Source organism: Aliinostoc sp. HNIBRCY26 (genome assembly GCF_050235535.1).
Lineage (GTDB): Bacteria > Cyanobacteriota > Cyanobacteriia > Cyanobacteriales > Nostocaceae > Trichormus.
Genome location: NZ_CP189852.1, coordinates 6,183,999 through 6,207,416, shown reverse-complemented (window position 1 = coordinate 6,207,416; position 23,418 = coordinate 6,183,999). Strand labels below are relative to the sequence as shown.

Sequence of the window (23,418 nt, the reverse complement as noted above, 5' to 3'; positions counted from 1 at the left end):
GGGCATTGGGCATCGGGCATTGGGTATGAAATAAAGATTACCGGATCAAAGTTAAATTCAGCATATTAATACTGTTCTTTCCCCAATCCCCAATCCCCAATCCCCAGTCCCCAATCACGCCAAGTGCATTTTCAAAACACTACGGGGTGCTTTCCGAACTCTCGCTAAAATTGTTTCTTTTCCTAAACGTTGGCAGGCTTCATACCGATGACAACCAGAAAAGCCATAATATTGTCCATCTACCTCTAGAACATCTATGGGTTCTTGCTGTCCAATCGCCGCAATGGATTCCATTAAGGCTTGTACTTTGTTGGGATCGTTGCCACGGGGCAAAGGGCGATGAATTTGATTTAATGGAATTTCTTGTATCCTAACCATGAGGAGTTGACCCACTAAATTCTGTTTCGTATCTCTAAATAAATCATACTCATTATGACTTCGTTTTGCAAGTAGTGCAGAAGCAAAACCGATAAGGGTATTATGGAATCGCCCATGCGACAAAAACACCACGCCACAAAGCCAATGTCAAAACTGCTGCCAAGCAGGGATGTAAAGAATCGGAGAACCAGAAGACATACCTTCTGGCGTTTTTCCTTGACTGTGCTGATGACTTTTAGTTTGTTGGGATTAACGGGCGCATCAGGTACTCAAGACAAAGTTAAGGACTTAGATTTGAGAGTTGGGATCGTACAGAGATTTGGTGCAGAACCAACCGCCAAGCTGCAATTAGAAGCCACAAAAGACGATCGCTTACAACTGAAATTTTTAGATGGTGATAAAAATCGTACTGTCATGACAACCAAACCAGTCCAACTGGAAGTGGTTATGCAGCAATTACCCAGTCCAGCGATCGCCGAGGTAGTAGTTTTAGGAACATACCGCACTTATGAAACGGCAGAGGATAGTGCCAACCAATGGCGAAAGCAGGGAATCGAAGTAGAAATTGCCCAGCCAGAACGTTGGCAAGTCTGGGCTAAACGAGATGTTTATAACACTCCCTTATTGCGACGCTTGTTATTTCAGGGGATAAAATCTCAGGGGAATCAACTGGCATATTTAGATACTCAGGTTGCTGCCAAAGTACCCCAAGTCAATTGGGTAGTCAACGGAGAAAGCTACCGACTCAAAAATGTAGAGATTAGCACAGCCAAAAACCTGATTCGGGTGAAAGATGGGAAAAAACTAGATACGACTCGTGTTTACGCCGGGAAAATTCATTTTCAGCCCAATGCTTACGGTACATACACTCTAGTTAATCAAGTCCCATTAGAAATTTACCTGCGTGGTGTAGTTCCCCACGAAATTGGCACTGATGCACCAAAAGCAGCAATGGAAGCCCAAGCAATTTTAGCTCGGACTTACGCTTTAAGAAATCTCCGCAGATTCGCTGTAGATAATTATGAATTATGCGCTAGTACCCACTGTCAAGTTTATTATGGGCTAACAGGGGCGACCAACAAAACCGATCAGGCGATCGCTGCTACTAAAGGAATGGTGTTAACCTATAAAAATCAGCTAGTAGATGCCCTCTATTCTTCTACTACTGGCGGTGTGACAGCTTATTTTAGCGATGTCTGGAATGGTGAAGATCGTCCTTACTTGCGTCCGGTTGTCGATACACCGACAAATTTATGGGACTTATCCAAGCAAAATCTCGCCGACGAACAAAACTTCCAGAAATTTATTAGCCTCAAGCAAGGGTTTAACGAAAGCACATGGGATGTATTTCGCTGGTACAAAGAATCGTCATTAGACAGAATCATCCCAGACTTACAAAAATTCCTGCAAGCTAAAAATAGCCCCTACGCCGCATTTAAAACCATTGACGCTATGTCCATAACCAAGCGCAGCCGCAGTGGGCGAATTTTGGAACTAGCAGTGAAAACAGATATTGGTACTTTCACTCTCCACAAAGACGAAGTGCGTAGTGCCTTTGCTGCACCCAGAAGCACCCTATTTTACATAGTCCCACTCAATAAAGGTGAACCAGAATTGTGGGGTTATGCTTTTGTCGGTGGTGGATTGGGACACGGAGTGGGTTTGAGTCAGACAGGAGCGCAAAATTTAGCCAAACTAGGCTGGAATAACGAGAAAATTTTGCAGTTTTATTACCCTGGAACAGCAATTAAGCCACTTAGCCCAGAAATCAAGTTTTAATGAAAGGAGAAGAAAGACAAGCTTTGCCGGAGACTATGGGTGAATTAATCCTAATAGGGAGTCAGAATTTCAGAATAATGATCTGCGATCGGCTAGAGCATTTTATATCTATGGTGAATCGCTGTTAATTAGCGAAGTCAACAACAAGTTTTCTGATTAGCAACAGACTTCATCCTCACAGGGGGTGGAGTCATTTCATAGCGATAGCCAACTCGCAGGCTATTCTGAATACAAGATTCTGACCCCTTGGATAATTCTGAGATATCTAACTCTTAGTAGAGTTCTTCTTCTTTGTGAGTTTCGATGGTGACATCAGAGGTAGGATATGCAACACAGGTCAGTACATATCCAGCTTGGATTTGATCATCATCCAAGAAAGATTGATCAGATTGGTCTACGGTACCAGAAACCAACTTACCTGCACAGGTGGAACAAGCACCAGCGCGGCAAGAGTAGGGCAAATCAAGACCTTTCTCTTCAGCAGCATCTAAAATATAAGTATCATCATCAACATCAATTGTTTGGTTGATACCTTCAGCTTCACTGATCAATGTAACTTTGTAAGTTGCCATTTTAGTAGTCCTCTCTTGTGCGAACGGCAGTATTAAATGTATCCCAAAGCAACGTTGACAGCTTCTCTGATGTAAATAAGCTGTTGTTTAAAATTTGCTTCAATTCTGATACTACGGGAAAATTTAAAGTATGTAACCAGAAATCACACACGATTAGTAATGAGATTTAGTTAGTAGATAACAATAAGTTTTGTTTATATCTTGCGGAATGCAATATGTCTAGTAATAGGGAACAGGGAACAGGGAACAGGGAATGGGGATTGGGGAATGGGGATTGGGGAATGGGGAATAGGGAACTGTGTTTCTCTTCTCCTACCTTGTCTACCTTGTCTTTCCCTGCCCCTCTGCCCCTCTGCCCTCTTCCTCCTTCCCTGCTACCCCTAGATTTTATGTATAATGCAAGGGCAGCTTTGGGAAAAGCAAAAGTGCGTGTGGGTTTAGTTGGTACAGGATATGCAGCAAAACTACGAGCAGAGGCTCTACTGCAAGATGAGCGTTCAGATTTAGTTGCAGTTGCGGGAAATACTCTAGAAAGAACGCAAACCTTTGCTAAAGACTACCAAACAGAGGCGATCGCTTCTTGGCAAGATTTGGTAAAACGAGAAGATATAGAACTAGTGGTCATCTCTACAATTAACAGTGAACATGGAGCGATCGCCCGTGCCGCACTTCTAGCAGGTAAACACGTAGTTGTAGAATATCCCTTGGCTATTGATTTGGCTGAAGCTGAAGAATTGCTGGCTTTAGCAAAAACGCAAAAAAAATTACTCCACGTTGAACATATTGAGCTTCTAGGCGGACTGCATCAAGCCTTAAAGCAAAATATAGACAAAGTAGGGCATTTATTCTACGTCCGCTACAGTACGATTAATCCCCAAAACCCCGCCCCCCGTAAATGGACATATAATCACAATCAGTTTGGGTTTCCTTTAATTGGCGCGCTATCTCGTCTACATCGGTTGACAGATTTATTTGGTGAGGTTTTTTCCGTCAACTCTCATCAAAGATTTTGGGAAATAGAATCAGACTATTACCAAACGTGCTTTTGTATGACACAAATTTGCTTTCAGAGTGGTTTATTAGCTCAAATAATTTACGGCAAAGGTGAAACTTTGTGGCAGTATGAACGTAAATTTGAGGTTCATGGCGAAAACGGCGGTTTAATTTTTGATGGGGATACAGGATTATTTGTTCAACATGGGCAAACTACGGCTATCGAGGTGGGAACTCGTCGGGGTTTGTTTGCCAAAGATACGAAAATGGTGTTAGACCATTTATTTGACGGTACACCTTTGTACGTCACTCCAGAGGAAAGCTTGTATACCCTCAAAGTGGCTGATGCTGCCAAAAGAGCCGCAGAAACTGGCTTAACTATATTTCTTACAAATCAATCAACTACAAAATGAAAACAGAGATAATTGTTATTTTATCCCAAAGAGAAATAGAAAAAATGCGCCAGGCAGGACGCTTGGCTGCTCAACTCTTGCAGCATTTAGAGCCATTTGTCAAACCAGGAGTTACCACCCTAGAACTCAACGATGAAGCCGAACGGTGGACACAAGCACATGGAGCCAAAAGCGCGCCTTTGGGTTATAAAGGCTTTCCTAAATCAATTTGCACCAGTGTTAATGAAGTCATTTGTCATGGTATTCCCAATGCCAAGCAGGTTCTCAAAGAAGGTGACATCATTAACATCGATGTGACACCGATTGTAGACGGCTACCACGGTGATACATCGAAAACTTTTATTGTTGGTAGTGCATCTCCCAAAACACAGAAACTAGTAGAAGTTACAGAAAAGTGTCTGCATTTAGGGATTGCAGAAGTTAAACCAGGGGCGCGCATTGGTGACATTGGCGCAGCAATTCAAGAGTATGCTGAGGGAGAGGGCTTTTCTGTAGTGCGTGATTTTGTCGGACATGGTATCAGCCATATTTTCCACACAGCACCGGATGTTCCCCATTATGGTGTCAGAGATAAAGGTAAACGCCTGCGTCCTGGGATGGTATTTACCATTGAGCCGATGATTAATGAAGGTACTTACGAAGTAGAAATGCTCAACGACGGTTGGACAGCCGTCACACGCGATCGCAAATTATCAGCACAATTTGAGCATACCGTAGCTGTCACAGAAGATGGTGTAGAAATCCTGACTCTGCCTTGATAGTCAATAGTCAATAGTCATTAGTCAATAGTCATTAGTTCTTCTCCCCTGCTCCCTGCTCCTTTTCCCCAATCCCCAATACTTCGACAAGCTCAGTACAAGTCCCCAATCCCCAGTCCCCAGTCCCCAGTCCCTAATCCCCAATCCAAAGAAATATTACAGAAAGTTACAAAATTTATCTTATATTGGGTTTGCACCTGTATTTTCGGGTGTCTATTTTGATGTAGATGCGGATTAACTTCGCTTTATTTATAAAACCCATGACTCAAATAGTTTGGATCGCAAGACACGCTAACCGTCTCGACTTTGTAAACCCCGATTGGTTTCTCACCGCAGAACGACGCTACGATCCACCCCTGTCTGAAGATGGTTTTGTACAAGCCAAGCAGCTAGCAAGGCGATTAAAAAACGAAAATATCTCTCATATTTTTGCTTCTCCGTTTCTCCGAACGGTGCAAACTGCTAATGCTGTGGCAGAAGCTTTAGACTTGCCTATTAAACTAGAGACAGGGCTGAGTGAATGGCTAAACCCGGCTTGGATGACAGAAGAACCCGAAAGGCTGTCAACATCAGCCCTTGTAGAATTATTTCCTAGAATTGACACTAGTTACACACCGCGCATTGCAGCCAAGTATCCTGAAACTCATGAACAGGTACGCGCCCGTTCAGGACAAACAGCCAGATGTTTAGCAACAGAGTTCTTCCCAAATGATATTTTGCTAGTAGCACACGGTGCTTCTGTATTAGGGGGCGCAATGGGGTTAGTGGGGGAGATTGCCAAAAGTGAAGTTAAAGCCTCCTTATGTTCTCTAGTCAAAGTTGTGCGTCAAGAACCTGAATGGTTGTTAGAACTAAAAGGAGATACCAGCCATTTAACTCAAGTAGAGGAAGTTATCCGCTTTGCTTAGGTTGGGGACTGGGGATTGGGGATTGGGGACTGGGGACTGGGGACTGGGGATTGGGGATTGGGGACTTGTACTGAGCTTGTCGAAGTATTGGGGACTGGGGACAAGGGAGACAAGGCAGAATTTATTTCTTGACTCACTACCGGCTAAACGCCGCGCTACCGCTAACAGCACGGGCTAACGCCCCGCTTCCGCTAACACTACGCACTTACTGATTTATGACTTAGGGACTTCCAGATAAAAAATATCCAAACTGTAGGGTGCGTCAGTGCGAGAAAACCTAACTATACCAAGAGATTATTCATACTGACGCACCCTACTAAGCTGTTTATTTGGGATAATTTATTTTTTGGTGTTCCCTTAAAAGCACTCATTACTCATTACTCATTACTCATTACTCATTACTCATTACTCATTACTCAGCACTCAGCACTCAGCACTCACTCACTACTCACTTACTGATTTATGACTTTACTATTAGCAGGAGATATTGGCGGGACTAAGACTATTTTGCGTTTGGTGGAAATATCAGACGCATCTGAGTTACAGACTATTTATGAGGAAATTTACCGCAGTGGGGATTTTCCTGATTTGGTGCCGATGGTGCAGCAATTTTTACTTAGGGCTAATGCAGGTACACCAGAAAAGGCTTGTTTTGCGATCGCTGGCCCCGTGGTTAACAATACCGCTAAACTCACTAATCTAGCTTGGTTCTTAGATACAGAACGTCTCGCACAAGAATTGAGTATTCCTCTCATTTCTCTAATTAATGATTTTGCGGCTGTTGGTTATGGCATTTTCGGCTTGAGTAAACAAGATTTGCTGACTTTGCAAGTAGGTAAACACCAACCAGAAGCACCGATTGCAATTATTGGGGCTGGGACTGGTTTAGGACAAGGATTTTTAATTAAACAGGGGAATTACTATCAAGTCTTTCCGTCAGAAGGGGGACACGCTGATTTTGCCCCACGTAATGAGTTAGAGTTTCAATTATTAAAATATCTGCTGGATAAACATGATATTCAGCGTGTGTCTGTGGAAAGGGTAGTATCTGGACAGGGGGTTGTGGCGATTTACCAATTTTTGCGCGATCGCTATCACACTACCGAGTCCCCAGAAATCGCCCAAATTGTCCGTACTTGGGAACAACAAGCCGGACAATCAGAAAAAAGCGTTGATCCTGGTGCAGCCATTGGGAAAGCAGCTGTGCAGGGAAGCGATCGCCTCTGTCAACAAACTTTGCAAATATTTATCGATGCTTACGGTGCAGAAGCCGGAAATCTCGCCCTCAAACTCTTACCCTACGGTGGTTTGTACATTGCTGGTGGTATTGCCTCTAAAATCTTACCTTTGATACAAAACGGCAATTTCCTCTTGAATTTCACCCAAAAAGGCAGAATGCGTTCCTTGTTAGAAGAAATACCAGTGCATATCATTCTCAATCCACAAGTTGGACTAATAGGTGCTGCTTTGTGTGCTGCTAGGTTATAACAGCTACATCATCAGTGTATCAGCATCTTGTGAATGCCAAAACCATGACACTTAGAGTTTTGTTCTCATTCCTAGCCGCCACCTTAATTTGTGGCGGATCTGTCATTGTAGACGCAAGCCAGCCTAAACGCCCGACTGTATCAGCCAAAAAAGTAGCAGTAGCACGCAAAAAACCCACTGTTGCACCTGCTAAAACTTCCGTTTTACTGAAAAAAACCACTACTACCCAACCCATACAACCCCAGTGGAAGCCATTCACATCCCCAGATGGACGTTTTACCGTATTAATGCCAGGAACTCCCAAACAGGAATCCCAAACCCAAAAAACGCACATGGGGGAAATCGACTTACAAATATTTGCGGCTCAACCACCTAAACAAGAAGTAGCCTATCTAGTGGTATACAATGATTTTCCTCATAGTTATGCCCAAATTAATAACCCCCAAGAAATCTTGAATGATGTGCAAGAGATGGCGTTAAAAACTACTCAAAGTAATTTACTGAGTCATCGCAATATTCGTAGTTCTAATGGTCATCCTGGCAAAGAATTCGCCTATATTAATGCAGGGGGTAAAATCACTAGAACTAGAGTTTATCTAGCAGAAGGACGTTTATATCAAGTAATGGCAATAACTACCAAAAAACAGCAGAGAAACTTAGCTAAAACTATTACAGGATACCTCAACTCTTTTCAGATAGTTCTGAAGAAGTAAGCTCACTTGGTGTGCAACTTGCTCTCGAATCTAACCCCCTCATACAAGGGATACGGTGTATACACAAGTCAAATTCGGTAACTTGTGTACACCCTATCCCACAAGAGAACAGTAGCAAGAATCAAAGCTTCTCTCTTTGTAGGAAAAAGGTATCCTGTAGGATATTGCTATGTTTTCTCTCTACACTCCTGACCAAAAAGTTAAATTTTGTCATTAAGCGGAAAATAGACCTATTTGATTGAGAAAAATGAACTCAGGTTGCCCAATTGTGCCGCTTGATTTCATAGTTTCTTTGACTACTGGGTCATTTAAGAACCCTTCAAAATTTTCCTTGCTCATCCACTGAAATAACACCCAGACAGTATTTTCTTCTTCCACAGATTTAAATATTTCTGCACTAAGGCTACCGTGTTGTTTACGAATCTCAGCCCCACGGGTGGAGAATACACCAACGAATTTTTCTAGGTTTTCGACAGAGACTTTGGCGAGTATACTAATCATTTCAGCCACCATACTTTCGCTGTTAGCCTCTAATATTAACTATTTTTCAGCTTGGCGAATCACTAACTAATAGGATGTATGGGGAGAGACTTTTCCCTTTGCTTTGAGTGGTGAGTGCTGTTAGCGGTAGCGCGGCGTTTAGCCGGTAGTGAGTAATGGGTAATGAGTGAAGTTTTTCTCCCCCTGCTTCCCCTGCTTTTCCAATCCCCAGTCCCCAGTCCCGATGAAAGGGAACTGCTCCCTGACTTCGTGGAATCTAGTCCACAAAGTTTGCAACAATACCCCAGATATCCGGTAATGTAGTATCTACATCATTACTAGCTACTTCATAAGCAACTGCTGCAACCATGTCAGAGTCTCTTACTCCCCCCGCAATTAAACCCCAAAATCCCAATTTTTCTTCTGGCCCTTGCGCCAAGCGTCCAGGCTGGTCTGTGAGTAATTTGCAAAACGCTTGTTTGGGTCGTTCCCACAGATCAGAAGATGGTAAAGCTAAATTAACTGAAGCAATTGAACGTTCTAAAAAAATTCTCGGTCTACCTGCTGATTATCGCTTGGGTATAGTTCCCGCATCTGATACTGGTGCGGTAGAAATGGCTTTATGGTCACTACTCGGACAGCGACCCCTTGATATCCTGGCTTGGGAAAGTTTTGGTCAGGAATGGGTGAAAGATGTCGTAGATGAATTGAAATTGGCTGATGTCCGTCTCATGAAAGCACCCTATGGCAGCTTACCCAATTTAGAGGAAGTTGACTTTAGCCATGATGTGGTGTTCCTATGGAATGGGACAACATCTGGTGTGAGAGTTCCCAATGGGGATTGGATTCCCGATGACCGTCAAGGACTGACCATTTGTGATGCTACATCTGCGGTGTTCGCGATGGATATCCCTTGGGAAAAAATTGATGTACTGACCTATTCTTGGCAAAAAGTTTTAGGTGGGGAAGCACAACACGGTGTAGTTGTTCTCTCACCGCGCGCTGTAGAAAGACTGGAAAGCTATCAACCAGCTTGGCCGATTCCCAAAATTTTCCGCCTCACTCAAAAAGGCAAACTCATTGAAGGTGTTTTTAAAGGAGATACCATCAACACACCATCAATGTTGTGTGTAGAAGATGTCATAGATGCTTTAGTCTGGGCAGAAAGTATTGGCGGACTCCCCGGCTTAATTAATCGTAGTGAAGCGAACTTAGCAGCAATTAGCAAATGGGTAGAACAAAGCAGTTGGGCAGATTTCTTGGCAGAAAAGCCAGAAACTCGTTCTTGTACTTCGATTTGCTTAAAAATTGTCGATGCTGGATTTACTAGCCTCAGTACAGAAGACCAAGCAAAATTTGCCAAAAAAATGGCGAAGCTTTTGGAAAAACAACAAATTGCTTATGATATTGCTCCCTATCGCGCTGCACCTCCTGGTCTGAGAATTTGGGGAGGTGCTACGGTAGAAACTGCTGATATTGAAGCATTACTTCCCTGGTTAGATTGGGCATATGCTTCTGTAAAGGCTGAATTTGCAGTGGCAGCTTAATGTAGGGGTGTAGGGGTGTGGGGAAAGATAGAAAATCTATGATGCTTTTCACTTACACCCTTAAATTACGCCCTTAAAACCCTACAACCCTGACTCTGATAAAATCCGTTCTAGTTGCGTAAGTTAGCGGGAATTTGTGCTGGAATCACCCAGTAATAGATAGTTTTGCCGTCTACTTGTAATGTCTTTTCGGGTTTCCAATCTCCCATATCAAAAGCGTGGGAAACTACCCTTGTGCCAGGTTTAAGTTCTCTGAAAAGTTTAGGACGTAGTTTGAGGTTGATTTCAGGTAACAGGTAGAGTGTAACTACTGTGGCGTTACTCAAGTCAGTATTAAACAAGTCTTGTTGAATAAACTGTACTTTATCGGTTACTCCGGCTTGTTGGGCATTGGCGTTAGCTTCTTGGATGCGTTCTGGACTAATATCTATGCCAATGCCTTTTGTACCATATTTTTGGGCGGCTGTATTGACAATCCGACCGTCACCACTACCTAAGTCGTACAGCACATCATTTTTATTAACTTGCGCTACTTCTAGCATGGCATCTACTACAGGTTGTGGAGTAGGGACATAGGGAACATCAGCCGGACGTTCTTGAGGTTGTGTCTGAGCTAATGTTTCAGTTTGACCTGTTAATGTAGGTGCAGAAGGTTGTGCTTGTGCGTCTAAATTTTGCGCTGGGGTTGTACATCCCACAAGACCTACATTAGCAAGACTTACGCTAGCAACTACAAGCAGTAGCATTTTTTGCAACTTCATAAAATCATCTCCAATGAAAATTGTGAATTTTGAACAAAAGAGCCACCAACCAGTTTCTTCACCTGGTATGAAAGTAGGATCGGGGAATGAGAACTGGGAAAAAGAAATTATTTCACTCAGCACTCATCACTCAGCACTCACCACTCAGCACTCACGACTCTCAATTCTGACGCTGGCGGTAGCGATTCCAAACTAAAAACGGTATCCCTGCTGCTACCACTAAAACCCCTGCGATCGCTCCCACGTTGGTATAAACTAAGCTGGAGTAAAGCAGGTAGCCACAGGCAGCACAAAAGAGTAATGGTGTCAAAGGATAAAATGGCACATTAAAAGGGCGCGTAATCTGTGGTTCTCGGTATCGCAGCACTAGCAAAGAAATGCCAGAAAGTAGGAAAAAGAACCAAAATACAGGCGCGGTGTAATCCACCATTGTTTCAAACCCTTTGCGGGTGAGTGTGCCTAATAAAACTAGTCCCAAGGCGATCGCTGCCTGCACGATTAACGCAGAGGTGGGAGTGCTGGGGAGTTGTTGCCAACGTCCCATAAAACTAAATAGAGAAAAATCTTTGCCGAGAGCGTAATTCGTCCGCGCCCCGGTGAAAATCGTGGCGTTAATAGCTCCCAAGGTGGAAATTGCAATTAAAAAGCTAATAAACCAAGCTCCTGTTTCCCCGGCGATGGAGCGCATTAAATCGGCGGCTACAGCTTCGGATTGTGCCATGTTGCCTAATCCTAAACCGCGCAGGTAAGCCCAATTGATTAGTAGGTAAATGGCGGTGATTATGCCAATACTCCACAAAAGCGATCGCAATATGTTGCGCCTTCTATTTTGGATTTCTGCGGAAATATAGGCCGCTTCGTTCCAACCACCGTAAGATAGCAACACAAACACCATTGCTAGCCCCCAATTACCAGTAGTAGTAGTTTCTAGCGTTACCCTAGAGGCATTTGTGGCAAATAACCCAAACATGACTACTAGTAACAACCCTAAAACCTTGGCTACAGATAGTAAGTTTTGTGTCCACTTACCTTGTCTTAAACCCACCAGATTCAAGGCTGTTAGCAGTGCAATGACTCCGGCTGCATATATAGAGGATGAAAATGCACCTAATCGCCACAATTGCGTAGCATAATCACCAAAAACGAAAGCGAGGAGAGTAATAGAACCAGTTTGAATGACTGTGAGTCGCGCCCAAGCAAACAAAAAGGCAAGCGATCGGCCAAAAGCCCTTTTAAGATAAAAATAGACCCCACCCACGTCAGGATAGGTTGTTGCTAACTCTGCATAGCACAACGCACCGATAATCGATACTAAGCCACCAGCCAGCCACAACAGCAATACAGTAATCTCATTTCCTGCTTGACTCGCTACTAATGCAGGAGTTTCAAAAATACCTGCACCAATCACAATACCTACAATTAAAGCCACTGCATCTGGTAATCTTAACAACGGCTTAGGTGTTGCCACATCTGTAGCCTGTACTTCCTCCAGTACAATGTTTTCTGTAGGTCTACTCACATTAGCTCCTTACTTTGAGAGTGTCAGAGAACACCACCAGACTTTGAAATATTGCAAAGTCTATGGAGATGAAAAGCCAAGTTTTCATCAAAAAGCCCAGGGTAATTTGTAGGTAATCACTGAATATCAGCACGATTTTTTGGCATTTTTGACATTAAAAGTAAATGGGACTGAGGAGTAGTCTCTTTGGTGTGGGTAAGAGAGGAGTGTTTGATCAGCCCCATATCTTAAATTTTTATAAAAAAATATGACACAGAAATGATAAACACAAAAATAATTACTTTTTTTTGATGTTTTTGATAAAAAATAATCTTTTTATTCCCTTTTTTCTAATTTGTATAATCCACAAGGTACTTGCCAAAAATCTAGTTTTATCCTTAGTGGAATGTCGTAGCAAATATAAAGAACTCCGGTTTCAAGATTGTTTAATCTAAACCGGAGTTCTTTTTTAAGCTAATCAGCATTTAAGTTGCGTAAAGCCAGGGCTAAAGCCCTTACTACAAGCGAATCAGTCTGGAAAAATGAATGACGATTAGCTTACAAGTCTCGGAGAGAAGCCGCGAATTAGTTTTATTTTCCCCCTGCTCCCTGCCTATATCTTTTTAGATAGAAGACCGTTATCTAATTTCCCTCGCTGTGCGGGAGACTGTATCAGTTGCGTCTTCAGCTTGTTGCTGAATGTTACGACCAATATCTGCTGCTCCACGCTGAACATTTTTCGCCGCATCTTCAGCAGCATTTTGGGTGTTTTGTTTGAGATTTTCAAACCCACGCTGAGTTCCTTTGACTAAACCTCTACGCACTTCTTCTGTTGAACTACCCACATCTTCACCTAAATTTTTGACTCTTTCATCAAAAGGTGTACCTTGGCGATAATTGCGGGTATATTGTTCTGTGCTATCAATACCTTTTTCTTCTACATTTCTTTTAGCCATGTCTCGCAAAGCCTTAGCTTTGGCTTCTGCGGCTTTTTCTTCGGCTCTAGCTCTAGGATCTACATCACTAAAGTTGTTCATTCCACCTTGGGGTGCATTCAGAGGATAGCTTTTTGTGGGGTCATATCTTTCTATATTTGGAGATTGCGCGCTTGGTTGTGGTGGTTGTGCTGCGATAGTTGGACGGTTACAAGCCTGTGCTGTTAACAGGACAATTCCTGCTAAAAAAACTGTCAATACTTTTAGAGGACGCAGACTTTTGAGCCAATTGATTAATCTTGTCATAGTTTTACTCCTGAGATTTTTGTAAGTTGACAATTCGATGAATAAAAAGTGTCAATTCATGCTATCTACCAACTGCGGGATTCTTTTGCAGTTCAGGTCTTGCACTTGCTTCATCTGCTTTTTCTCGCAAAAAACCAGAAGCTTCCTTGATGTTTTCTTGCACGGTGCCAACTCTTTCTTGAATTCGAGTCCCTATATCCGGTTCACGCTGAATTAATCCACCTGGTTTTGGTTGTTTATAATCTTCTTGAGTAATCAATGGTAGTTCTCCTTCTTTGAGAACTCTACCAGTGGGTGTTTCTGCACCAGGATAGAGCAATTCAGATTCTCTATTGGCGGCAATTAATATTGGTGTAGTGCTGTGTAGACTAGCCTGTTTATTGCTTTTATTTGTCTTGGTTTCGTTGATTTTTGGATCTGTAGACATCCGATATTTGGTGTAATTATCTCCACCATTTTTATAAGGATTGTTCGCACCACCTGCTTGTACGGCAGGATTTTGCGGATTAGACCCTTGGGGATTGGCTTGACTACAAGCAGTGCTGAAAACTAACAATAGACCAGCCAAAAATACAGTTACTACTTGGCGAATTCGCAGCTTTTTCCATAAGGATTTTAAATTATCCACCACTTCCTCCTTGAAAATAATCAACAGCTTTATTAGTTATTTACAAGCAACCAATAAGTAACTATTTATATGCTGTTTGAGGACTTTGTTAGACTAATAAATTGACTAACAGTTTTTAATAGTAGGCGGTAAAAACTAGCTTTTCCTCTAGCGTAAGTCACATTATTTTGATGAAAAATGTATAATTACTATCTAACTGGGGAGAGATATCAGGTAAATTGCGATAAAACAGGTATAGATAAGTATAGGTTATACTTTTTCTGAATAGGAAATCTGCAAATTCAGATTAAAGATTTGTAGTAGTAACTTTAGTTTGCAAAAAAGGACTAAAGTCCTTACTACTAACTTAATCCTACTGTTGCTAAAGTACTTAATATGCTTTGGTGGTTGCAAATTGTTCTACTTGTTTAAATAATTAAAAGGTTTTTATTGGCCATGAAATATAAATTTTCCAGTGTTGAACAACAAGAATTATGTTGTATGATATCAATTCACCCAAATTTTTAAAGATGTCCCAACCCGGATATCTTTGTAAAAAACAGCTTTCTTAATGGGTGAATTTTGTAGCTTTAGTTTCCCGTAGGGTATGCGTGAATTTTGAATTGGGATGACTGATGTAGCATAGTATTTGAGATATTTAGCCTTGGGTGTTTTAGCTAGGTAAATGACTATAAAACTGAAACAGATTCTACGTTGGGTAATTCTGGGGGCTACCTTAGTTTTTGTTGGTAAAGCCTTGCAGGATAACTGGTTGGAGGTGACGGCTATCCGCATTGATGAAGCGGGATGGTCAATTTTAGCGATCGCAACCGGTATTACTCTCTTAGCACACACTTGGGCTGGTTGGATTTGGACTTGGATTCTCCAGGAATTAAAACAACCCGTACCAGCTACCAAATTTATACAAGTTTACCTCAAAACTAACATCGCCAAATATTTACCGGGGAATGTGTGGCATCATTATGGGCGAATTGTCGCAGCCAAAAATGCTAATATCTCGGCTGGTGCAGCTACTCTCAGTGTTTTATTAGAACCTCTATTGATGGCGGCGGCGGCTTTAATTTTTGTGGTGCTATTCGGTAATCAATTTGCCGCTAACAACAATACTTTTATTCAACAGTTATTTAAAATATTTAGTTTAATAATTATTCTTTGTGCTGTACATCCCCGATTTTTAAATCCGGTAATTAACTTACTGCATAAATTAAAAGTTAAAAAATCAGACAATAAATCCACTCCAAATGTCGGGATTCGCCGCTATCCCCTACGCCCCTTGTTAGGCGAAATGGCATTTTTAGGACTGCGGGGTTTGGGGTTTATCTTAACTCTATTTGCGATTATGCCCTTAAATTTTGGTCAAGTTCCTTTATTGTTGGGGGCTTTTAGTTTTGCGTGGCTGTTGGGGTTTATAGTTCCTGGTGCGCCTGGAGGTTTGGGTGTATTTGAAGCTACAGCGATCGCTCTTTTACAACATCGCTTTCCCTCCGGCGCAATTATTAGTGCGATCGCTTTATATCGTCTCATCAGCATCATCGCAGAAGTCGCCGGTGCTGTTTTGGCTTCTTTGGATGAGCGTTATTAAGGGACTGGGTATTGGGGACTGGGGACTGGGGATTGGGGACTGGAAAAAGCGTTGATGATGACTGTTAACCCGTGTAATACCAATTCTCCAAAATAAACAAAATTTGGGGGTTTAAGTCCACGGCTTCTATAAAGCCGCAAGTGTTGTAACGGGGTTTTTCTGACTTTGTTAAGAGAAACTCCGTTACAACACGTAATTACGTTAGTGAAGCGGGACGTTAGTCCATTGCGTAGCTTGCTTCCCGCGATAGCGGGTATTGCGAATTGCGAATTGCGAATTGGTTTAACGCATGGTGACGAATTCTTCGGCGGAACTGGGATGAATCCCGACTGTTGCATCAAAATCAGCTTTTTTCGCTCCCATTTTTACTGCAATTGCTACACCTTGAATAATTTCAGCTGCGTAATCACCTACCATGTGCGCGCCCAGAACTTGGTCAGTTTCTTGATTGACAACTAACTTCATCATGGTTTTTTCTTCTTTACCTGCTAGGGTGTAGTACATGGGACGGAAACGAGAGCGATAAACTTTGATGCGATCGCTACCATATTTCTCAATGGCTTCTGCTTCCGTTAACCCCACTGTCGCCGCTTCGGGACTAGTAAAAATCGCTGTGGGAATATTTTCATAACTCATCACACGCGATTTACCACCAAATACGGTATCAGCTAAGGCTCTTCCTTCATTAATTGCTACAGGAGTCAGTTGAAATTTACTAGTACAATCACCGACAGCATAAATATGCTCTTCAGCCGTGCGACTGTATTGATCAACTAAAATCATCCCCGCTTCATCTACTTTTACACCAGTGTTTTCTAAGCCAATATTATCGGTGTTGGGTTTTCTTCCCAAAGCCGCTAAACTGACTGCATCGGCTAGGATATTTTCTTCAGAATCGGTTTGAACTTTAACACTGACCCCATTATCTGTCTTTGTAATTTCGACAGCTTTGATATTATTAATAATTCTGATACCGTGGCGGATCATCCCTTCTTGAATTTCTGTCCGCAAATCGTCATCAAATCCACGCAGAATCTTATCTTGGCGAATTACTTGAATTACTTCTGTTCCTAAGCCGTTTAAAATACAAGCGAATTCACAGCCAATATATCCACCACCAAGTATGACTATTCTTTTGGGTTGGGGATTCATATTAAACACATCATCAGAAATCAGTGCGTGTTCAATTCCTGGAACATAAGGACGGACTGGTGTTCCCCCCACCGCAATCAAGATTTTATCGGCGGTGACTTTAGTTTCACCAATTTCAATGGTATGACTATCAATAAATTTTGCTCGTCCCTGATATATCTGCACTTTGGAATTATCTAACATTCTTTGATAGATACCATTGAGTCGCGTTACTTCATTATTGACGCGAGTAATCATCTCTTCCCAATTCAAAGAACTCTGCACAGGACTCCAACCATAACCTTGTGCTTCTTCCATCGCACCGGGAAAGCGAGAAGCGTAAACCATTAATTTTTTTGGTACGCAACCACGATTAACGCAAGTACCGCCGAGTCGATCAAACTCTGCAATCCCCACCTTTGCACCATATTCCGCCGCACGGCGCGCAGTTGCAATTCCACCTGAACCCGCACCAATTACAAATAAGTCAAAATCGTAAGTCACGTTGCTTTGCTCCCAATTACAAATAAATTTAAAGCATAAGTAGAACAGGGTAAATAATTATAAAGTTTGTAGTGAGAACTTTATTTCTTGACAAAGGACTAAAGTCCTTACTACGAACTAAATTCTAGTATTTTTACATTTTTGAACATAGTTTACTTTTTTCAAGTCGTTCTATTTAAGTTACATGACAAATTAAGAATGAAATAGGCAAAGGAAGTAATCTACAGTCTAGCTTCCCTTGCCTAAAAACCAACAAGCGCAGAATCATGAACAATTAACAGTGGTAAGTGGTGTTAGCGGTAGCGCGGCGTTTAGCCGATACTGAGTGCGGAATTATTCTTTCTCTGCTTTCCCTACACCCTTACACCCCTATACCCTTATTAACCGACGAATGCTAAACGAGGTGCAACTTCTTTGGAACGTTCTACACCTTTGAGGTATGCCAAAACTGTATCTGCGTCGGAAACTTCAAAAGGATCGGTAGGACAGTTGTCTTCAAAGCCTGGTTCAATGAACATCTTCTCAATCTGTCCATTGTTGACAACCATTGCATAACGCCAAGACCGCATTCCAAAGCCGATGTTAGATTTATCTACTAACATTCCCATCTTACGGGTAAATTCGCCACTACCGTCGGGTAACAAGAAGACGTTCTTCGCGCCTTGTTGTTTACCCCATTGGAACATCACAAACGCATCATTTACTGATAAACAGATAATTTGATCAACGCCTAAAGCTTTGAATTCATCATATAGTTCTTCATAACGGGGCAAGTGAGTAGAAGAACAGGTGGGTGTAAAAGCCCCAGGTAAAGCAAATAAGACTACTTTTTTCCCGCCGAAAATTTCTTGAGTTGTGCGGTCTTGCCAACGGTAGGGATTGGGGCCAGCTACGGACTCATCTCTAACACGGGTTTTAAATACAACATCGGGAACGCGAGTAATAGCAGTCATAAATACCTCGTTTTTAGATGGAATAATTAAACTTTCGTCGCAGTCTGATTATTTTTAGTGGTGTGTGTCGTTCACCTGTAAATCAGAATAATTCCAACTTAGGAATTAGTAAATAGTTATAAATACTGATTTTTTATTTTTATTCTTAAGAAATTTAAACTCTCAAAGGAGAAAGGTTATAATAGCGGTCTAGGCTTATTTACCTTGGTCAAGTAAATCCTATGCAGCAGCGAGCAGATGAAATTATCAAGACACTTAAAACTAAAGGATTGCGAGTCACGCCACAAAGGTTCGCAGTCTATGCTAACCTGCTGGAGAGAACAGACCATCCTACCGTTGAGCAAATTTTGACGGATTTAAACAAAGATGCCCCGACCTCATCACAGGCTACAGTATATGCTGCTCTTCAGGCATTGCGTGAGGTTGGTTTAGTGCGAGAAGTGCTATTAGAAGAGGGTGTTTCCCGCTACGATGCCAATGTTGCACCCCACCATCATTTCCGGTGTACCTGCTGCCGCACCATTGAAGACATTCAATGGAATGCTTTCGGCAATATAGATTTAAGTCAACTACGTTCTGGACTCAAAGCCGAAAGGTTTGAGGTGATAGTGCAGGGAGTGTGCGATCGCTGTCAATGAATTGGGCATGGGGCATAGGGCATGGGGTATGGGGTAAAATCTCCCCTACACCCCCATACCCTTACACCAATTCACGAAAATTTTGAAACAGATCCAAATCTGAAAACCCTTGTCAAGTCAGGATTTCTCAATTGCGAATTGCGAATTGCGAATTGCGAATTGGTATTACACCCCTACAACCTTCTTTTACTTCCACTGATAAAATCAACATAAGTAGAACGGTGTAGATAATTCAAGGTTTGTAGTAAGGACTTTAGTCCTTATTAGGGGACTGAAGTCCTTACTACGAACTAGATTCCCACCTTTTTACATTACTTCACATAGTTTGTCTATGGTGGTTGGGAGAGGGAATGGTTGTTTTGGTTTAATCAGGATAGTGAGCGATTCCCTAGTCCCGATGAACGAGTAGAACAAGCCCAACAACAAACTCAACAAGCTCAACAAGAACTCGAAGAATTACGAAATCGACTTAAACAGCGCGGTATCGATCCCGATAGTTTGTAACAGTTATCAGTTATCACGCTTGTGAAACACCACACGCCTGATAACTGATAGCTGATAACCTTTGTTTTAACTTTGCATCACAGCATCTAACAGCACATCTGCCCCAAAGCGGACGACATCGGTACAGGGTAGACCGGTTTCGGCTGTAGTTTGAGCGATCGCATCTTTAGCCGTAGTTTCATCTAAATGGGCAGTATTTAAAGCTATCCCCACTACAGGCACTTTTGCAAATGCACCCCCAGCACTAGCGACGGTTTCATACAGCTTAATTACCTCTGGTAAAGGCGGGATGGGTACATGAGAGTTATTGCGGTTGTGGGTTTGTCCAGCTTTATGTACCAACACTAACTGCGTCGGTTGAGAACCACGAATTAAAGGTAAGGTAGCAGTTGAACCAGGGTGTAATAAAGAACCTTGTCCTTCTATATATAAAATGTCGTAGTTTTTGCCGTAGCGCATCACCATCTGTTCTACTGCACCAGCCGCAAAGTCTACACGCACAGCATCCAAGGCTACGCCATCCCCTTCTAACATTACACCGGTTTGTCCTGTCGCCAAAAACTTAGAACGCCAACCCCGCAATTTTGATAACCAATGTAATTCTAAACTGGTGGACATTTTGCCGATAGCCATGTCAGTCCCCACAGTTAGCACCCGCCGACAAGGTAAATTTCTGGCTGCGCCACTAGCGATTTCTAAATTAGGGGGTTCTTTACGTACATCCCAAATTAATTGTCCAGGTTTGAGGAGTGCATTTAAATCCGGCATATTGGCTAAGGGTGTATGTAAGCCATTCACCAAAGACATCCCCGATTCTAAAGCTGTTTTAATTTCCAACCAGTAATCATCAGGTATCCCGCCACCTCCAGGTGCAATCCCCAAAACTAAAATTTGCGGTTGATATTCCAAAGCTGCTGCTACCGATTCCACAATGGGAACATCCCGCTTAATCCCTGTGATTTCTCTTAAAGATTTGCCTGCACAGGTTCTATCTATGACTGCGACAATGGGGGCTTCACTGTAGCGTAGGAGTGCTAGCCCAGTTTTACCGATAGATCCTTGAATTCCTTCGTGTAATAAAATAGCGACTTTTTGATTAAGCGGCAGACGCACTGTATTTTACCCCCAACCCTGGTAAATCGTTTGGTAATACTCTCCCTTCTTGTACTACTGCACCAGTGAAGGGATCATCAATTAAATTTAAATGACTATCTAAATCTAGGTAATCAGCTAGTGGCGAAAGTTGCGCCGCCGCCGTATTAGATAGGGAACTGTCAGAATAACAGCCAAACATGACCTGTAAACCGTGCGCTTTGGCAGTGTGTACCATCCGCATGGCTTCAGTTAAGCCTCCAGATTTCATCAACTTGATATTAATACCATCAACATAGTTTGCCAAATGCGGAATATTGGAGCTATTAAAGCAGCTTTCATCTACAAAAATTGGTAATGGTGATTTTTCTTTTAGCTTAATTAAATTATTTTCTTCTCCCCGTGGTAACGGCTGTTCTACATATTTAATCCCTAAATCCGCTAGCCAATTACACATCTCAATGGCATTTGCTAGACTCCAACCCCCGTTAGCATCCACAAAAAATTCTAATTCTGGTGCGACTTCTTGCACCGCTAGTAACATTTTCTTGTCGGCTTCTATACCCTCTGGAGAACCTAACTTGACTTTAAACAGGCGCACATCCATAAATTGTAACCAATCTCTTGCCCTTGTCTGAGCTGCTGTTGGTGAATCAATGCCGATGGTGACTGAAGTTGGTACTATTGCTTGGCGATTCAGTCCCCAGATTTGCCACAGGGGTAATCCCACAGACTTACCAAACCAATCATACAATGCCATATCAAGCGCAGCCCTAGCCGCCGAAGGCACTTGATGTTGGATGAAAACTTGCTCAATTTCCTGTCTCTGCAATGGGTGGAATGCCTGCAAAACAGGTGCAATTTGTTCCAAGGAGGTTTTAATAATATCAGTTGATTGTGCATGATTGCCTACACCAAAGGGCGACGCTTCACCCCAACCTGCAATCTGATTGTCTCCATCAGAACTGACAATCTTGACCCAAACATTGGTTGTCTTTGCTGTTGTTCCGCGACTAATAGTTAAGGGAAATCGCTTGTTAACAGTAAATAGATTTACTTCTATGTGCATAATAATGCTCAAACTTTGGCAAGAGCAAAAACAGTGTAAGTGCAAATTTTAGCCGATTTGGTGTCACTGTTATACTTTTTTACATTGAGTCTGAATTGCTAAAATATTAAATATTTAGTCGTAAAATCAAGAATTTATGAGTAAATTGCAAAAATGGCAAGTAATAAACTCCAAAATGGTGTTAAATCATCCTTGGTGTCAAGTTAGACAAGATGAGATTAAATTACCTAACGGTCAGGTAATAGATGATTATTTTGTGATTATTAAGCCAGATATTGTCTTGGTTCTTCCTATTACTACCAGTAGAGAAATTATCTTTGTTCGGCAATATAGACATGGAGTGGAGAATTTTTTCATAGAACTGCCTGCGGGTAGGTTTGACCCTACACAAGAAACCCCAGAAGACGCAGGTTTAAGAGAACTAAAAGAAGAAACAGGTTATGTGGCTGAACAATTGCAAAAAATTACCACACTATACGATAACCCCAGTAAAGACACTAATCAAATTCATCTCTTCTTAGCAGAAAATATCATTAAAGTTGGGGGTCAAAGTTTGGACATTACAGAAGAAATCGAAGTAATACTGATACCAATAGATGAGGTATTAGAGAAAATTACTCAGGGAGAAATTGCGGTTGCTGGGAGTGTTGCTGCTCTATTTTTAGGACTGAATTTTATGAGTAATAAGGTAAGTAAGCATGATTCAATATAAGTTCTGCTAACCACGAGAAAATCTCATAAACAAATATGAAAGAGGGACTGGGGGTTGGGGACTGGGAAAGGAGGGGAAGAATAACTCCACAAGCTGCTAAACACCGCGCTACCACTAACGGCACAAACAACCATAATGACTTACTTGCATTTACCAAGAATCATAATTGATTGGTTCAGAACCAAGCAGAAAATCAAAATTACCTTCACCTCTGCTTTGTTTAAGTGTTTCTATAATTTTTTGTGGGCTATCGTAGGGGCCACTAACATAGCATGGTTTTCCATCACGACCGCATTCAATACGAATGCTTCCATCCCAATTTCCGATGTGCGAACGTGATTTTTCAAAGTCTTTGTGTGGTTGAAATCCTAAGCTTTGTGCATATTCATAAGCACTAAATATTATCCCTTGAGCAGCTTCGAGTGAAATTTCTTGCGGGTTTTCAGGAAATGGCTGGAATAGTAGTTCTGCAAATTCTTGAAATTCTCTTTTATCTAATGTACGTGGTGTTGTGGCATCTTTAATCCCTAAGCACCAGACATCTAAAAGATAACTACTAACTGCGATTTGATTGTATCGAGCAGTTCTGGCAATAACAACTAGTCCTAAACCGCGCTCAATAGAACCATTGTCCTTGGCAGGTACAATTGTAGACGGCTGATTCTTAACGCTATTGTCTGATGAGTCTTGAGGTAATAATTGAACTAAATTATCGCTTGCTAAACACTTGTAAACGGGGTCTAGTTCCCCTTTTGCCAATCTATCTAATATGGTTTGCTCTGCTTGATTTTTAAGTGCTGCATTAACGTCTGATACTTTAATACCTAATTTTCGGGCTATTTGTTTGGGTGTTAAATTTAATGCCCGTAAAGCATCGATTTGTTGTTGTGTTTCTGTCATAAATTACTACTTTCTAGAAATATATATAGGAATTCGCTTTGATTCCTAAAATTGTTTGCTTAGGGAGGGAACAGGGAAGAAGAAATAAAAGTGTACCTAGCTTCGCGGAAATAAAATATTAGTTCTATAGGAATCGTACTTGATTATTGAACAGATACGTAGGGTGTGTTAGCGAC

At 41.9% G+C, this 23,418-nt stretch carries 24 protein-coding genes; 11 read left to right on the top strand and 13 right to left on the bottom strand.

Annotated elements, in window-relative coordinates; all coding sequences use genetic code 11:
• Nucleotides 1-114: 114 nt before the first annotated feature.
• Entirely contained in the window at nucleotides 115-378 is a 264-nt protein-coding gene (locus ACQFX9_RS26230) for a ParB N-terminal domain-containing protein (protein WP_103140624.1), read from the bottom strand.
• A 114-nt stretch (nucleotides 379-492) separates the two neighbouring features.
• Here ACQFX9_RS26230 and ACQFX9_RS26225 point away from each other — a divergent pair, with 114 nt between their 5' ends.
• A complete protein-coding gene (locus ACQFX9_RS26225) occupies nucleotides 493-2,157 on the top strand; it encodes a SpoIID/LytB domain-containing protein (protein ID WP_427163007.1) in 1,665 nt (554 codons plus the stop codon).
• A 272-nt stretch (nucleotides 2,158-2,429) separates the two neighbouring features.
• On the opposite strand, the gene ACQFX9_RS26220 is transcribed toward ACQFX9_RS26225, so the two are convergent.
• Complete coding sequence (locus ACQFX9_RS26220; protein ID WP_427159489.1) at nucleotides 2,430-2,729, bottom strand: ferredoxin; 300 nt, start codon at nucleotides 2,727-2,729, stop codon at nucleotides 2,430-2,432.
• Nucleotides 2,730-3,118: 389 nt separating this feature from the next.
• Here ACQFX9_RS26220 and ACQFX9_RS26215 point away from each other — a divergent pair, with 389 nt between their 5' ends.
• The 3 genes from ACQFX9_RS26215 (at nucleotide 3,119) to ACQFX9_RS26205 (ending at nucleotide 5,801) form a co-directional block, all read left to right on the top strand.
• Nucleotides 3,119-4,135, top strand: a complete 1,017-nt coding sequence (locus ACQFX9_RS26215; protein WP_427159488.1) for a Gfo/Idh/MocA family protein — start codon at nucleotides 3,119-3,121, stop codon at nucleotides 4,133-4,135.
• The gene (gene map / locus ACQFX9_RS26210) at nucleotides 4,132-4,893 is read left to right on the top strand and encodes a type I methionyl aminopeptidase (RefSeq protein ID WP_427159487.1); all 762 of its coding nucleotides are present in this window, start codon (nucleotides 4,132-4,134) and stop codon (nucleotides 4,891-4,893) included. The genes ACQFX9_RS26215 and map overlap by 4 nt, the downstream gene beginning before the upstream one ends.
• A 260-nt stretch (nucleotides 4,894-5,153) precedes the next feature.
• The gene (locus ACQFX9_RS26205; protein WP_427159485.1) at nucleotides 5,154-5,801 is read left to right on the top strand and encodes a histidine phosphatase family protein; all 648 of its coding nucleotides are present in this window, start codon (nucleotides 5,154-5,156) and stop codon (nucleotides 5,799-5,801) included.
• Here the strand turns inward: ACQFX9_RS26205 and ACQFX9_RS26200 are convergent.
• Nucleotides 5,798-5,938, bottom strand: a complete 141-nt coding sequence (locus ACQFX9_RS26200) for a hypothetical protein (protein WP_427159484.1) — start codon at nucleotides 5,936-5,938, stop codon at nucleotides 5,798-5,800. The genes ACQFX9_RS26205 and ACQFX9_RS26200 overlap by 4 nt on opposite strands.
• A gap of 325 nt (nucleotides 5,939-6,263) precedes the next feature.
• On the opposite strand from ACQFX9_RS26200, the gene ACQFX9_RS26195 reads away from it, so the two are divergent.
• The gene (locus ACQFX9_RS26195; RefSeq protein ID WP_427159483.1) at nucleotides 6,264-7,289 is read left to right on the top strand and encodes a glucokinase; all 1,026 of its coding nucleotides are present in this window, start codon (nucleotides 6,264-6,266) and stop codon (nucleotides 7,287-7,289) included.
• 44 nt (nucleotides 7,290-7,333) lie between these two features.
• A complete protein-coding gene (locus ACQFX9_RS26190) occupies nucleotides 7,334-8,002 on the top strand; it encodes a hypothetical protein (RefSeq protein WP_427159482.1) in 669 nt (222 codons plus the stop codon).
• Between the two features lie 213 nt (nucleotides 8,003-8,215).
• On the opposite strand, the gene ACQFX9_RS26185 is transcribed toward ACQFX9_RS26190, so the two are convergent.
• On the bottom strand, nucleotides 8,216-8,515 hold the full coding sequence (locus ACQFX9_RS26185; protein ID WP_427159481.1) for an antibiotic biosynthesis monooxygenase: 300 nt from the start codon (nucleotides 8,513-8,515) through the stop codon (nucleotides 8,216-8,218).
• A gap of 335 nt (nucleotides 8,516-8,850) precedes the next feature.
• Between ACQFX9_RS26185 and ACQFX9_RS26180 the strand changes: the two genes are divergently transcribed.
• The gene (locus ACQFX9_RS26180) at nucleotides 8,851-10,029 is read left to right on the top strand and encodes a phosphoserine transaminase (protein ID WP_427159480.1); all 1,179 of its coding nucleotides are present in this window, start codon (nucleotides 8,851-8,853) and stop codon (nucleotides 10,027-10,029) included.
• 110 nt (nucleotides 10,030-10,139) lie between these two features.
• On the opposite strand, the gene ACQFX9_RS26175 is transcribed toward ACQFX9_RS26180, so the two are convergent.
• From ACQFX9_RS26175 to ACQFX9_RS26160, 4 genes are all read right to left on the bottom strand, one after another.
• The gene (locus ACQFX9_RS26175; protein WP_427159479.1) at nucleotides 10,140-10,790 is read right to left on the bottom strand and encodes an SAM-dependent methyltransferase; all 651 of its coding nucleotides are present in this window, start codon (nucleotides 10,788-10,790) and stop codon (nucleotides 10,140-10,142) included.
• A 160-nt stretch (nucleotides 10,791-10,950) separates the two neighbouring features.
• Nucleotides 10,951-12,309, bottom strand: coding sequence for an APC family permease (locus ACQFX9_RS26170; protein ID WP_427159478.1), 1,359 nt, complete (start codon nucleotides 12,307-12,309; stop codon nucleotides 10,951-10,953).
• 617 nt (nucleotides 12,310-12,926) lie between these two features.
• Nucleotides 12,927-13,529 (bottom strand): hypothetical protein, encoded by a 603-nt coding sequence (locus tag ACQFX9_RS26165; protein ID WP_427159477.1) that lies wholly within the window; start codon nucleotides 13,527-13,529, stop codon nucleotides 12,927-12,929.
• A gap of 61 nt (nucleotides 13,530-13,590) precedes the next feature.
• Nucleotides 13,591-14,157: a DUF6658 family protein gene (locus tag ACQFX9_RS26160; protein WP_427159476.1), complete on the bottom strand. Its 567-nt coding sequence runs from the start codon at nucleotides 14,155-14,157 to the stop codon at nucleotides 13,591-13,593.
• A gap of 664 nt (nucleotides 14,158-14,821) precedes the next feature.
• On the opposite strand from ACQFX9_RS26160, the gene ACQFX9_RS26155 reads away from it, so the two are divergent.
• Nucleotides 14,822-15,739: a lysylphosphatidylglycerol synthase transmembrane domain-containing protein gene (locus ACQFX9_RS26155; protein WP_427159475.1), complete on the top strand. Its 918-nt coding sequence runs from the start codon at nucleotides 14,822-14,824 to the stop codon at nucleotides 15,737-15,739.
• A 282-nt stretch (nucleotides 15,740-16,021) separates the two neighbouring features.
• Here ACQFX9_RS26155 and gorA read toward each other — a convergent pair whose 3' ends face one another.
• On the bottom strand, nucleotides 16,022-17,374 hold the full coding sequence (gene gorA, locus ACQFX9_RS26150; protein ID WP_427159474.1) for a glutathione-disulfide reductase: 1,353 nt from the start codon (nucleotides 17,372-17,374) through the stop codon (nucleotides 16,022-16,024).
• A gap of 380 nt (nucleotides 17,375-17,754) precedes the next feature.
• Nucleotides 17,755-18,327 carry a peroxiredoxin gene (locus tag ACQFX9_RS26145; protein WP_427159473.1) on the bottom strand — a complete coding sequence of 191 codons (573 nt, stop codon included), beginning with the start codon at nucleotides 18,325-18,327 and terminating at the stop codon, nucleotides 17,755-17,757.
• 221 nt (nucleotides 18,328-18,548) lie between these two features.
• Here ACQFX9_RS26145 and ACQFX9_RS26140 point away from each other — a divergent pair, with 221 nt between their 5' ends.
• Both ACQFX9_RS26140 and ACQFX9_RS26135 read left to right on the top strand, forming a co-directional pair.
• Nucleotides 18,549-18,965 carry a Fur family transcriptional regulator gene (locus tag ACQFX9_RS26140; RefSeq protein ID WP_427159472.1) on the top strand — a complete coding sequence of 139 codons (417 nt, stop codon included), beginning with the start codon at nucleotides 18,549-18,551 and terminating at the stop codon, nucleotides 18,963-18,965.
• Nucleotides 18,966-19,319: 354 nt separating this feature from the next.
• Nucleotides 19,320-19,469, top strand: coding sequence for a hypothetical protein (locus ACQFX9_RS26135; protein ID WP_427159471.1), 150 nt, complete (start codon nucleotides 19,320-19,322; stop codon nucleotides 19,467-19,469).
• A 66-nt stretch (nucleotides 19,470-19,535) separates the two neighbouring features.
• Here the strand turns inward: ACQFX9_RS26135 and ACQFX9_RS26130 are convergent, their stop codons facing one another.
• Together ACQFX9_RS26130 and ACQFX9_RS26125 are read right to left on the bottom strand one after the other, a co-directional pair.
• Complete coding sequence (locus ACQFX9_RS26130; RefSeq protein ID WP_427159470.1) at nucleotides 19,536-20,582, bottom strand: DUF1611 domain-containing protein; 1,047 nt, start codon at nucleotides 20,580-20,582, stop codon at nucleotides 19,536-19,538.
• A complete protein-coding gene (locus tag ACQFX9_RS26125) occupies nucleotides 20,566-21,630 on the bottom strand; it encodes a dipeptide epimerase (RefSeq protein ID WP_427159469.1) in 1,065 nt (354 codons plus the stop codon). The genes ACQFX9_RS26130 and ACQFX9_RS26125 overlap by 17 nt, the downstream gene beginning before the upstream one ends.
• Before the next feature lie 136 nt (nucleotides 21,631-21,766).
• Here ACQFX9_RS26125 and ACQFX9_RS26120 point away from each other — a divergent pair, with 136 nt between their 5' ends.
• Nucleotides 21,767-22,342, top strand: coding sequence for an NUDIX hydrolase (locus ACQFX9_RS26120; RefSeq protein ID WP_427159468.1), 576 nt, complete (start codon nucleotides 21,767-21,769; stop codon nucleotides 22,340-22,342).
• 150 nt (nucleotides 22,343-22,492) lie between these two features.
• On the opposite strand, the gene ACQFX9_RS26115 is transcribed toward ACQFX9_RS26120, so the two are convergent.
• Nucleotides 22,493-23,242, bottom strand: a complete 750-nt coding sequence (locus ACQFX9_RS26115; RefSeq protein WP_427159467.1) for a helix-turn-helix transcriptional regulator — start codon at nucleotides 23,240-23,242, stop codon at nucleotides 22,493-22,495.
• Nucleotides 23,243-23,418 lie beyond the last annotated feature (176 nt).